The 12610-nt window shown below is 71.4% G+C and carries 8 protein-coding genes; 6 read left to right on the top strand and 2 right to left on the bottom strand.

Annotated elements, in window-relative coordinates:
* The first annotated feature begins 242 nt into the window (after nt 1-242).
* From ROA7023_RS07895 to ROA7023_RS07885, 3 genes are all read left to right on the top strand, one after another.
* A complete protein-coding gene (locus ROA7023_RS07895) occupies nt 243-1019 on the top strand; it encodes an efflux RND transporter periplasmic adaptor subunit (RefSeq protein WP_085878472.1) in 777 nt (258 codons plus the stop codon).
* Nucleotides 1020-1106: 87 nt separating this feature from the next.
* A complete protein-coding gene (locus tag ROA7023_RS07890) occupies nt 1107-3260 on the top strand; it encodes an efflux RND transporter permease subunit (protein ID WP_085878471.1) in 2154 nt (717 codons plus the stop codon).
* Entirely contained in the window at nt 3257-3727 is a 471-nt protein-coding gene (locus tag ROA7023_RS07885; RefSeq protein WP_085878470.1) for a hypothetical protein, read from the top strand. Before ROA7023_RS07890 ends, ROA7023_RS07885 begins: the two co-directional genes overlap by 4 nt.
* A 2-nt stretch (nt 3728-3729) precedes the next feature.
* Here ROA7023_RS07885 and ROA7023_RS07880 read toward each other — a convergent pair whose 3' ends face one another.
* A complete protein-coding gene (locus tag ROA7023_RS07880; protein WP_085878469.1) occupies nt 3730-4266 on the bottom strand; it encodes a hypothetical protein in 537 nt (178 codons plus the stop codon).
* An 86-nt stretch (nt 4267-4352) separates the two neighbouring features.
* Here ROA7023_RS07880 and ROA7023_RS07875 point away from each other — a divergent pair, with 86 nt between their 5' ends.
* Both ROA7023_RS07875 and ROA7023_RS07870 read left to right on the top strand, forming a co-directional pair.
* Nucleotides 4353-5354 carry a GT-B fold glycosyltransferase domain-containing protein gene (locus ROA7023_RS07875; RefSeq protein WP_085878468.1) on the top strand — a complete coding sequence of 334 codons (1002 nt, stop codon included), beginning with the start codon at nt 4353-4355 and terminating at the stop codon, nt 5352-5354.
* A 190-nt stretch (nt 5355-5544) separates the two neighbouring features.
* On the top strand, nt 5545-6837 hold the full coding sequence (locus tag ROA7023_RS07870) for an O-acetylhomoserine aminocarboxypropyltransferase/cysteine synthase family protein (protein WP_085878467.1): 1293 nt from the start codon (nt 5545-5547) through the stop codon (nt 6835-6837).
* Between the two features lie 73 nt (nt 6838-6910).
* On the opposite strand, the gene ROA7023_RS07865 is transcribed toward ROA7023_RS07870, so the two are convergent.
* Nucleotides 6911-7639, bottom strand: a complete 729-nt coding sequence (locus ROA7023_RS07865) for an SIMPL domain-containing protein (protein WP_085878466.1) — start codon at nt 7637-7639, stop codon at nt 6911-6913.
* 178 nt (nt 7640-7817) lie between these two features.
* On the opposite strand from ROA7023_RS07865, the gene ROA7023_RS25470 reads away from it, so the two are divergent.
* Nucleotides 7818-12524, top strand: a complete 4707-nt coding sequence (locus ROA7023_RS25470; RefSeq protein WP_085878465.1) for a hypothetical protein — start codon at nt 7818-7820, stop codon at nt 12522-12524.
* Nucleotides 12525-12610: the final 86 nt, after the last annotated feature.

Genomic DNA, 12610 nt, shown 5'->3' with positions numbered 1-12610 from the left:
GGGACCGAAGGGGCTCCGAGACGTGCCCCGAAAAGGTGTCAGGGGCAGTCCCGACCTTATCCGCTTGACGCGACCCATCTTAACCCCCGGACCTTCAACATGCTAAAAAATGCTGGCGTTCAGAACGTAATGGGAAACCTATTCGTTAATCCTTCTGTCCCGTCAATGCTCTTGAGTGTCACATGAAACGGTCTAGATCCCTCTTTTAAGCCATATCAACATGGGCTTTCGCGGCCTTGGGCATGCCTGTGCACCTTGCCGCGCAACAGGTGCTCGACCCCGTGCTCTGCCTGGTGGAACCGTCTGAAACGGCAGAGCTTTCGTTCCCGGTGGAGGGGCTGGTCAGCGCGGTGCACGTGTCGCGCGGGGACGTGGTGACCAAGGGCGATCTGCTGGCGGAACTGGACACAACCATCGAGGCGATCAAAGTTGAGCGCGCACGTGCGCGCGCGGCCAATCCGCACCAGGTCGCCGCCCGCCAGGCCCGCCTGGACTACCTTGAAGGCCAGGCGGAGCGGGCCGAGCGTCTGGCGGAGAATCGCGCGATCCCGGCCGCGCAGGCGCTCGAGGCGCGGCTGGAGGCGGATGTCGCCCGAGAGGAGCTCGCCTCCGCCCGGATGGACCGTGAGCTGGCCGAAATCGAGGCGCGCGAGGCCGATCTGCGGCTGGAGCAGAAGCGGATGATCGCGCCCATGTCCGGCGTGGTGACCGAGCGCAGCCTGACCGTGGGCGAGATGCACGAGGCACAGACCCATGTCCTGACCCTGGCGCGGGTCGATCGGCTGCGCGTCGAGGCTTTCCCGCCGATCTCCTATTACGGGGCGGTCGCCGTGGGCGACACCCTGACCGTTCGGCCGGAAGACCCGATCGGCGGCAATTACGCGGCCGTGGTCACGGTGGTCGACCAGGTCTTCGATGCGGCCACCGGCACTTTCGGGCTGCGGCTGGAGCTCGACAATTCCGACCTCGTGCTGCCGGCCGGGCTGCGTTGCGATCTCATCTTTGCGCCGCCAAGCTGACCCCAGGGCGCCCGTGCGGGCGCCGCTGCGCGGGCCCGGGGCGCCCGCGGGAGCGCCGGTGCGCGGGACAGGGAAACGGACAAGTCGATGGACGGATCGCGGCGAACGCCCTATCTGCCGCGAATGACCCCGCGGACCAGAGACATCCTGCAGCTGCTCGCGATCCTGGCCGTGACCCTTCTGGCCGGCTGGACGGCGACGGGGATCCGCATGCAGGGCGACCTGTCGCGGACCCTGCAGGGCACCTCCGAAACCTACCAGCGCTTCGCCAGTTTCCAGGAGACCTTCGGCACCGTCGGCGGGGACGCGGTGCTCTCGGTCGTGGCCGACGACCTCGGGGCGCCCGGCAGCTTCTCCGCGCTCGAGGACCTGCTGATCGAGCTGCAGCTGACCGAGGGCGTGACCGGCGTGATCTCGATCTTCTCGCTGCCCGATCCCGAGGACCCCGAAAGGCCCTTCCTGCGCCGCCCCGCGCTTGACGATCTGGCCCCCGCCGACCGGCTGGCGGCGTTGCACGACGCCGTGCCGCTGGCCCCAGAGATGCTGGCCGAGGACCGCAGCCTGACGCTGGTCACCGTGCTGCCCGACCACGACATGGCGCTCGACGACCGGACCGCGGCGCTCGAGCGGGCGCTGCAGACCGCCGCGCCCGCGCTGACGGTCCACCGCGTGGGCCTGTCGCAGCTGCACCTGGGCGTGTCACAGGCGCTGGCACGCGACCAGATACGGCTGATGCCGCTGTCGATGGCGCTGAGCGCGGTCTTGTCGTTGATCCTGTTCCGGTCCTGGGTCGCGGCGGTGATCTGTTCGGTGCCCTCGATCGTCAGCCTCGCCTGGGCGCTGGGGCTGCAGACCGCGGCGGGCATTCCGGTAGATCCGCTCGTGGCCATGGTGCCCACGCTGCTGGTGGTGATGACCTTCGCGGACACGGTGCATCTCTACCACGCCATCGGCAAGGCGGCCCGGGATCTGCCGCCCGGTCCCGCGCAATCGGCCGCGATGTCCCGGGCGGTGCGCGAGACATGGCCCGCGCTGTTCCTGACCTCGATCACCACGGGGATGGCGTTCCTGTCGCTGCTCTTCGTGGGATCGCCCACGCTCAATACCCTGGCCTGGGTCGGCGCGGTGGGGCTGGCGCTGGTTTTCGTGGTGGTGATGCTGATGGTGCCGCCCATGGCACGGCTGATGACGCGGGGGCCCGTGCGCCTGCCCGGCTACAGCTTTGCCCCGGTGCGCCGCCTGGCCCTGGGCCTGCTCCGGCGGCCCGGGCCTGTCGGGGCCGCGGGGGTGGCGCTGCTGGTCATCCTGCTGGGGATGACGACGCTGACCCGGCCAGGCTACGACATGTCCCACCACATCCCGCGCGGCACCGATTTCGCCCGCGACCTGGCCGAGGTCGAGGCCAAGCTGCCCGGCTCTGACAGGCTCCATGTCGTGGTGGCCGCTGCCGACCCGGCGCCGGGTCTGCAGCCCGCCGACCGGACGCGCATCGACGCGGTCGCCCGGGCGATCTACGGGCAGCCGATCAGCCTGCCCGACCGGATCGACGCCGCCAACCCGATCACCCGCCGCTTTCTGGCCGAGGACGGCTCTGCCTTCGCGCTGCCGGTGGCGGCGCCGCTGGGCACCAAGGAGGACGGCACCCGCGCCTTCGCCCAACGGCTGGAGACCGAGCTGGCCAATGCCGGCCTCTCCGACGTGGCCGAGGTTACCGGCTATCCGCTGATGTCCTTCACCGAGGTCAGCCGGCTGGTGATCGAGTTGCGCGTGGCCTTCTACCTCGCGGTGGCGCTGGTGGTGGTGCTCTCGGCGGTGCTGATGCGTTCGGTCCGGCTTGCGCTCGCATCGCTGGTGCCGAACCTGCTGCCGATCCTCGGGGTCGAGGCCTGGCTGGTCGTGACCGGCACCCAGCTGACGCTGACCGGCGCCATCGCGCTGACCATCGCCTTCGGCATCGCGGTCGACGACACGATCCACCTGCTCAACCGCCTGCGGATCGAGCGGCGGAGCAGCGAAGGGCCGGCGGCCATCGCCGCGGCCGTCAATGCGGTGACGCCGCCGGTGGTCATCACCTCGCTGATCCTGATCCTCGGCTTCTCGGTCTCGGCGCTGTCGCTGTTGCCCTCGATCGGCATCTTCGCGAGACTGACGGCCTCGGCGGTCGCGCTCGCGCTGGTCGCCGACCTCTTCCTGTTTCCCAGCCTTCTGGTCTGGGCCAGCCCCAAGGAGTCCTCCCGATGATCCGTGCAGCCCTCGCCGTCCTGTGTCTGGCCACCCCCGCCGCGGCCGCCTTCGATGTGACCACCAAGCACGGCGACTGGCAGGGGGCGGGCCAGATGCTGCGCGGCGGCACCACTGGCGCGATCCGCTGCCGCATCTCGCTGGAGCCGCAGGGCGCGGCCACCTTCGTCACCGGCCGCTGCGCGATCCCCGAAGGCGGGATCGAGATCGGCCTGCTGCTGACCCCTCAGCCCGATGGCAGCGTGATCGCCCGCGGCCAAGGGGTGGAGCCCAACACCACCACAAGGATCGAAGAGCTGACCGGCACGCCGGACGACAACGCGCTGACCCTGCGCGGCACGGCAGACGGCGAGACCGCCGCGGTCCAGTTCGTGCCGCTGGACGGCGACGGCCTGCGCATCGCGACGACCCGCCAGACCCGTGCGGGGACCGAAGAGACCTCGGTCGTCGATCTGACCCGGCGCTAGGCTCAGGGCATCAGCACCTGCGCCCGCTCGAATGTCACCTCTTCGGTGCCGCCGTCGTCATAGGTGATCGCGACGGTCACGCTGTCGACGCTGCCCGCCGGCAGGCTGATGTAGGGCAGATAGCTTTCGGAGGCCACCAGCGCGTTCGGCGACGCGGTGTCCGGATAGCACGGCTCCATCGGGAACACCTCCTCGGGCGGGGCCCCGTTCAGCCCATAGCTGATGTCCCAGAGCCCGCAGCGCCAGCTGAGAAGATGAGTGAAATACAACAGGTCCTGCCCGTTGTAATCGCGCACGGCGACCCAGTTGGCCTGGGTCATGCCGAGGATCGGCCGCACCTCCAGCGCGGTGGTGAACTTGCCCGTCGCGACCTGCGGCTCGGGTGCGCGGCCGGTGCCGTCATCGCCCGAGCCCTGTCCGATATTGTCCTCCAGCGGGGCCGCGATCTCGTCGGGGGCGGCGGTCGCGCCCCCGCCCGAGGCGGTCGGATCGATACCCAATGCGACACCGATGATAAACGGCAGGTAGAATTCGAGCATATTGTTCCTCCGGACAATGGCACCGGTTTCCCCGCCCCCGGGCACAGCCTATACTGCGCGGACGAGAGCAGCCGGATGGGTCCATAATGGCGCGAAAGCCAGTCCACGACCAAGCGTTCAATATCATGGTGGTCGGCCAGGCCGGCCGTCTGGGCTGTGAGGCGCTGCTGTTCGCCGCCTCGCTGCGGGCCAACACCCCCGATTTCGCCGGCCGCCTGGTGGTGGTGGAGCCGCAGCCCGGCCCGCTCTGGCCCGGGGAGCCGCGGATGGCCAGCGACGTCCGCGCGGCCCTGCTGGAGCTCGGCGCCGAGATCCGCCCCTTCGAGAGCCGGACCTTCGGCGCGGCCTATCCCTACGGCAACAAGATCGAGGGCCTGCTTGCCATGCCCGAAGATGCGCCCTTCGTGTTCTTCGACAGCGACACGCTGGTGCTGGGCGACCTGCAGACCGTGCCCTTCGATTTCAGCCGCCCCGCCGCCTCCATGCGCCGCGAGGGCTCCTGGCCCGAGGAAGAGCTCTACTGGCCCGGCTACACCGCGATCTGGCGGTCGCTCTACGACAAGTTCGGGCTGGAGTTCGAAAGCTCGCTCGACCTCGGCCAGCCCGCCGAATACTGGCAGCGGTATCTCTATTTCAACGCGGGCTGGTTCTTCGGGGCCGACCCGGTGGCCTTCGGGCGGCGGTTCCTCGACTACGCCACCGCGATCCGCGACGACCCGCCCGAAGAGCTGGTGATCCAGAGCCTGGACCCCTGGCTGGACCAGGTCGCCCTGCCGCTCGTCATCCATTCCTTCGGCGGCGGGCGGCCGGGGCCGGAGCTCGACGGGCTCGACGGAGAGATGACCTGCCACTGGCGGGTGATGCCCCTGCTCTACGCCCGCGAAAGCGACCGGGCGGTGCAGGTGGCCGAGGCGGCGGCCACGCCCAACCGGATCAAGAAGGTGCTGAAGGGCCATGAACCCTTCAAGCGCTTCCTGTTCCAGGGCCGGGGTCAAAAGGTCCGCGCCCTGTTCGATCGCGACAACCTCCCCCGCCCCGAGCGCAAGCTGCGCAACCAGATCAAGAAGCACGGCTTCTGGATGCGCTGAACCGGCCCGCCCGCGCCGCGCCCAAGGGACGGTGGGCGGGGCGATGGCGCAGCCGAGCGTCGTCCCACCGTTCCGCCGACACTGCCCGCCACGCCCAGAAACACCGCCCCCGCAGCCACCGCCGGCAAGTATTGTGCGGCCCGGCCGCACCGCGTAGCGTCCGCTTCGACAGAAAACGAGGGAGTACCCCATGTCCACAGACCGCCAGCTCGGCTTCGACACCCTGCAGATCCACGCAGGCGCCAACCCCGATCCCGCCACCGGCGCCCGCCAGGTCCCGATCTACCAGACCACGGCCTATGTCTTCCGCGACGCGGATCACGCCGCTGCGCTCTTCAACCTGCAGGAAGTGGGCTACATCTACTCCCGCCTGACCAACCCGACCGTCGCGGCGCTGGCCGACCGGATCGTCGCGCTCGAGGGCGGCGCCGGCGGCATCTGCTGCTCCTCGGGCCACGCCGCCCAGATCATGGCCCTGTTTCCGCTGATGGGCCCCGGCCGCAACATCGTCGCCTCGACCCGGCTCTACGGCGGCACGATCACCCAGTTCAGCCAGACCATCAAGCGCTTCGGCTGGTCGGCGAAATTCGTCGATTTCGACGATGAGGCCGCCGTCGCCGCCGCGGTCGACGACGACACCCGCGCGATCTTCTGCGAAGCCATCGCCAACCCGGGCGGCTACATCACCGACATCCCCGCCATCGCCGCGATCGCCGACAAGGCCGGCCTGCCGCTGATCGTCGACAACACCTCGGCCACCCCCTACCTCTGCCGCCCGATCGAGCTTGGTGCCACGCTGGTCGTCCACTCCACCACCAAGTATCTCACCGGCAACGGCACGGTGACCGGCGGCTGCTTGGTCGACTCGGGCAAGTTCGACTGGATGGCCTCGGACAAGTTCCCGTCCCTGTCACAGCCCGAACCGGCATACCACGGCCTCACCTTCGGCGAAGCCCTGGGCCCCATGGCGTTCACCTTCCACTCCATCGCCGTCGGCCTGCGCGACCTCGGCATGACCATGAATCCGCAGGGCGCCCACTACACCCTGATGGGGATCGAAACCCTCTCCCTGCGCATGGCCCGCCACGTGGAAAACGCCGAGAAGGTCGCCAAATGGCTCGAAGCACACGACGCGGTCGAGACGGTCACCTATGCCGGTCTGGACAGCTCGCCCTACAAGGCGCGGATGGCGAAGGTCTGCCCCAAAGGCGCGGGGGGGCTCTTCACCTTCGCGCTCAAGGGCGGCTACGAGACCTGCAAGAAGTTCGTCGATGCGCTTGGGCTCTTCTCCCATGTCGCCAACCTCGGCGACACCCGAAGCCTGGTGATCCACTCCGCCTCAACCACCCACCGGCAGCTCTCCGAAGAGCAGCAGATCGCCGCCGGCGCCGCACCGAACGTGGTGCGCCTGTCGATCGGGATCGAGGATGCCGACGACCTGATCGCCGATCTCGATCAGGCGCTGGCCAAGGCCAACGCCTGACCGGCAGAACCGCGCCCCGGCCTTTCGCGCCGGGGCGCGGTCCCCATGAGGACCGCCGCGCAGGCAAAGGAATTTATTCGGAAATCCCGTAGACCATCGTGACATTGGCGCGAATCGTCAATTCCCCCTGCGGCACCGGCACGAAGTCCATGGCCCGCGACTCCATCATCGGCGCGGGGCCGCCGCCCGCACTGGCCTCCGACAGGCTCAGCAGCGGGCCAAGGGCGACCCCGGCCGCCGCCGCAAAGACCTCCGCCCGCGCCCGCGCGTCCGCCACCGCCAGCGCCCGGGCCTCGTCCAGAGCCTCGTCCCGGTCGGCCACGTCGAACTGCACCCCCTGGAAAAGGTTGGAGCCTTCGGCCACGACGGAGCTCAGGATCCCACCGAGCTCATCGAGGTCCCGGATCCGCACCTCCAACGTGATTTCCGACACGAATCCCGTGACTTGCGGGCCGGAGTTGATCGACGAAGACGAAAAGGTCGGGTCAAGCCTCAGGCTGCCCGTGGCGATGTCGGTCTTGACGATGCCAACCTCCGCCAGCGCGTCCAGCACGCTCTGCGTCCGCCGCCCCATGGCCGCGACAGCCACCTCCGCCGTCCGCGCCTCTTCGCGGATGCCCAGGCTCAGCACCGCCATGTCCGGGGCCACTGTCACCGCCCCCTCGCCCGACACCCGGATCACCGGCGCCTCAAAGCCCTGTGCCGCCGCGGGCCGCGCCGCCAGCCCGAACAGCGCCAGGAACGCCGCGGCCGCGACCGCCGCGAGCACCAGATTAATGATCTGGAAACCAATTCTTGTCATCGTGGATCCCCTCAATGCTATGGTTATTTTCACGTTTACGACCTATGTGACGGATGTCGTATCACGATCCTTGGAAGAAATTCGCACCCGCTTGGACTTGGCGGATTTCTGCTGTAGTTGCGACCTGTTGGAAGGCAGAGCTTGCACCCTTCCGGACACCTGCTAGAGCCGTTGACGGATGACACCCAACTACGCCTTGTCCCTTGCTTTCGATGGTCTTCGCCTGCTGCAGCGGGCAGAGGACGGCTGGCTTCTGGTGGGCGAGGTCGGCCTCGAGACCGAGGATGTAGGCCCCGCGCTCGCCGCGCTCCGCGGTCGCGGAGAGGCGCTGGCCGACGGTCCGTTCAAGGTCAAGCTGCTGATACCGAACGAACAGATCAAGTATCTCGCGATCGACGGGACGATGACGACGGATGCGGACGTTCGGCTCGCGCTCGTCGGCGTGACGCCCTACCAGGTCGATGACCTGGTGATCGATTACACCAAGGGCGGCGGGCGCACCTATGTGGCCGCCGTGGCCCGCGAGACCCTGGCCGAGGCCGAGGAATTCGCCCGCACCCACGGCTTCACACCGATCTCCTTCGCGGCGATCCCTGATCCCTTCACCTTCGTCGGCGAGGCGGTCTTCGGCCCGACCTCCGACGCGCCGGGCCGGGACGTGCCGCGCGACGACGATCCGGTCCAGGTCGTCGGCACGGCGCACCTGCCCGGGTCCGCCCGCGCCGCCGCACGAGAGGATGAGCGGGCGGAATCGGTCGCCGAGTCGCCGGAGGACGCCGAAGCGTCCGAGGTCGAGATCGCCGCCGCTGCAAGCGCCCCCGGCGCCGCCACGGACCCGGACCCCGTGCCGGACCTCCCGGAGCCGCCGGCGGATCCGGCGCCCGGGGCGGCGCAGCCGGCAGCCGAGACCCCGAACACCAGCGATAACGTCACAGAACCTGCGGCCCCCAAGCCCCAGGTCACCAAATCTGCCGCAGAAGATCCTGCCGACAGCGACGCCGGGGCCGGTGAGCCCATGGCAGGTGAGCCTGCGGACACGGACGCGGCCCCTCGCAAGGGCACCGACGCCCCTGCCAATCCGCCCGCTGGGGTCGCGACCACGCCCCCGGCGCAAGAGCCCGCCGAAGCGCCGCCCGCGGTCGACCCGGAACCGCGGGCCGCGCCTGCGTCCGAGACGGAAGATTCGGCGGAGTCCCCCCGCGCGCAAGAGCCCGAACCGGCCCCGCTTTTCGCCTCGCGGCATCGCGGCAACGGGCGGACGAACGGCGGCGGACTCGCGCCCCCTGGCCCCAGGCCCCCTGGCCCCAGGCACGCAAACCCCGCTCCGGGCGCCAAGGCCGGAGCCGGCCCGCCGCCCCGGGCCCCGGGCCGCCCCGTGCCCGGCAGGCCCGCCACCGACAAGGCCCCGTCCGAAGAGCCGGCGCTCAGCTTCCGCCGCCGCGCCCCGGCCGGCCCCGCCGCGCCGTCCCATCCCCCGGTGACACGGCCGCCGGCCCCCTCTCCGAGCGGCAGCGCGGGACAGGCGCCGCTGTCGTTCCGCGCCCGACGCGATCCACCGCCACCGCCGGCGTCCGGCAGCATGTCCGGCAAGATGCCCGGCAAAGGGGCGTCCGACCCGACCGAGCCGCCATCCCCGCTGCCGGAAACCTCGGCTCCTGCAGTGGACGCGGCTCCCGCGATGAAGAGGCCGGCTTTCCTCGACGCGCCCCGGACCGCGACGTCGGAGGCCACCGGCGAAATCGCCGCCGAGAACCGCCCGAAACAGGGATCCTGGCGCGACACCATTGGCAGCGCGTTCCGCAAGGCGAAACCGACGCCGTCCCGCGCCCCCGCGGGTGAGACCGCCCCGCTCACCGTGTCGCGGCCGGAAGAGGACGTGCCCGCCGCCCCCGCGACCGCCCTCGGCGCCGCGGCTGGCCCCAACGCAGGCGCCGCGCCGGCCGTCACCGGCCGCGCGGCCAGCACGCTCGACGCCGGCGAGGCGCCGTCCCTGACCGTGGATCCGGACCGCGCCGCTCCGATCCCGCAGACCCCGGGTTCGCCCCCGGCGCGGCCCAGCGGCAAGACCCGTGACCCCGACGACGGCCCGCGCGAAATCCACGCCCCACCGACCGGCCCGGCCGCCAAGGGTGACCTCGGCCCCCTGCGCGAGACGCCGGCCGCGCCGGAGGCCGAGGCCGAGAGCCCTGGACGCCGCGGTCTGTTCAAGGGCCGCAAGCAGCCCACGCCGACGCCGGCGCCTGCCAGCGAAAAGCCGGACGCCGAGCGTGCGCAGATGACCGTCTTCGGCGCCCGCCGCGCCGAGCAGGAGCGCCGCGTAGGCGGCAAGCCGCGGTTCCTGGGGCTGATCCTGACCGTGATCCTGCTGATCGTCATGGCCGTGGTCGGCGCCATGGCGGCCGTCGGGCCCGAGGGCGTGGCGCGATGGCTCGGGCTGGGCGGCAATGACCCCGGCACGGCCGTCGCCTCTGCACAGCCGCCCGCCGCCCCCGAGGTCTCGGCCTCGGCCCCGCTGGTCGCGGCCCCCGCCGCCCCCGGCGCCCCGGTCGCGACCCCCGAAAGCGGCACCCGCGCGGCAGAGCCCGCAGGCGCGGAGGCAACCCTGCCCGAGGCGCCGCAGATCGCGGCGACCGCCCCGCAAGCCCCTGATATCGAAGCTGATAGCGGGGACAGCGGTGCCGTGGCGAGCCCCTTTGCCCCGGTCATCGCCTCGACGCCCGCCACCCCCATCGGCCGTGTCCTCAGCCCTGCCGAGGCCCAGCGGATCTATGCCGCCACCGGCGTCTGGCAGCGCGCCCCGCGGATCCCGCTCACCCCGCGGATCGAGGCCCAGAGCGGGGTGCTTCCGATCGCGACGCAAGGCTACGACGTGACCCCGCCGCCTGACCTGCCGCTGGACCTTGACGGGGCGCTGAGCGATGCGCGCATTCCCACGCCTGCCGACCCGCCGCCCCCGGGCGAGACCTTCGAGCGCGACGAGCGCGGCTTCATCCTGGCCACGCCCGAGGGGACGCTGACGCCCGACGGCATCCTGGTGTTCGCCGGGCGGCCGGCGCTGCTGCCGCCGACACGTCCCGGAACGCAGCCGCCGCCGCTCGACCCGGCGACGGACCTGGCCCCCGAGGATGCCGAGACCGAGGTTGCGAACGGCACCCTCGTGATAGCCGGCGCACCGGAATTGCAGCCGCCTCTGCGCCCCGAAGACCTGGTGCCCGAAGCGGCCCTGACCGCCTTCGGACCGGAGCCGCCGCCCGCCGCCGATGACCAGATCGACGCCGCTGAGATCGCGCCCGAGACGCCGCAAACAGGGCTTCCGGACGCCGATGTCGCCGCGGCGGAAGTGCCGGTGGCCGATGCGCCCGACGCAGGGGTGGCGGACCCCGATGCACTGGACCCCGAGGTGGCTGGATCCGAGGTGGCTGGATCCGGAGTGGCTGAAACCGGGACCGCCGAAGCCCCGGAGACCGCCCCGCCCGGGGTCGTCTATCTCGCGCGGGCCGATGTCCGCCCGCCGGGGCGCCCCGACACCGGGCCGTTTGCCGTCGACCCTGCCCCGGCGCTCGCCGCGCCTGGTGCGCCAGCCGACCCTGTTGACGCAGGCGATGCCGCCGAGGGCGAGACATCCGCAAGCGACGAAGCCGAGGGCGACACGGTGGTCTATCTCGCCACTTCCGGGATCCGCCCCCCCGCGCGGCCCGGAACGCCGCCGCCCGCAGAAGCCGCGACCCCGGAGGCCGAGGCCGACACGACCCCCGAGGCCGAGGCCGACCCGAGTCCGGAGACAGAGCCTGCATCGGCCCCTGAATCAGAACCTGCGGCGCCCGACGATGTGCGCTTCATCGACACCATCACCGTGCGGCCTCCGGTCCGGCCGGGCACATCACCCGCGGGCCCCGACGCGCCCGAACAGCCGACAGCCGCCCCTGAGCCCGCCCAGCCCGAAGAAACCGAGGCGTCCCTGGCGAACGAGGCCGCGACCGAAGCCCCGCCGGAAGCCTGGGTCGACACCGATGTGCTCGCCTTTCTCGACGCACCGGGCGTGCGCCCGCCGGCCCGGCCCGCCTCGGTCACCGAGGCGGCGATAGAGACCATGGGCGCCGAAGTTGCCGCACCCGAAGCCGAAGCCGAGGCCACGCCCGAGCCGCGCGACGACGCGGCGCCCGAGCCCGAGCCCGCGCTCGAGGCGGGCCAGACCGTGACCCTCGCCAGCGCGGGCGGTGTCTCTCTCACCACGCTCCGGCCGCGGGTCCGGCCCGACGAGATCGTGGCCGCCGCCCCCCCGCCGCCGGATCCGACGCTCGCGGGGTTCCGCCCGCGGGTGCGGCCCGCCGGGCTCGCCCCCGAGGCGGAGGCGGAGGCGGAGGCCGAGCCGGAGGTTGCCGAGGCCGCCCCCGATCGCAGCGGAGAGTTCCAGGCCGCGGCGGCCGCGGCCGCGGCCGCCCTGGGCAACAGCGTGCCGGCCACGGTCAACGCCTCGAACCTGGCCATCGCACGGTCGCCGCGCCCGGACGCCCGCCCGCGCAACATGGACAGGATCGTCAGCCGCGCCCGCACCCAGGCCGCGCGACAGCCCTCGGTGCGCACCGCCGCGGCGGCGCCCGCCGCGAGCAGGGGCACCGCGGTTCAGCCCTCGGGGCGCACCAGCGGCGGCGTGGCGACCGCGGCGACCACCGACAACGCGATCAACCTCAGCCGGATCAACCTGATCGGCATCTACGGCCGCGAGGATGACCGCCGCGCCCTCGTGCGGCTGGCCAATGGCCGCTACATGCGTGTCGCGGTCGGAGACCGCCTGGATGATGGCGGCCAGGTACGCGGCATCGGCGACGGCTACATCACCTACACACGAGGCGGGCGGAACGTGCGGCTGGACATTCCGGGCTGATTGGCCGGCCTGATTGGCCGTGCTTGTTGGTGGCCTGATTGGCCGGGCTGATCGGCCGTGCTGATCGGCTGACGTGACGCGCCCTT

Source organism: Roseisalinus antarcticus (assembly GCF_900172355.1).
Classification (GTDB): domain Bacteria; phylum Pseudomonadota; class Alphaproteobacteria; order Rhodobacterales; family Rhodobacteraceae; genus Oceanicola; species Oceanicola antarcticus_A.
Note: the sequence above shows the minus strand (reverse complement) of the source record. Positions and strands in the feature narration are given on the sequence as shown.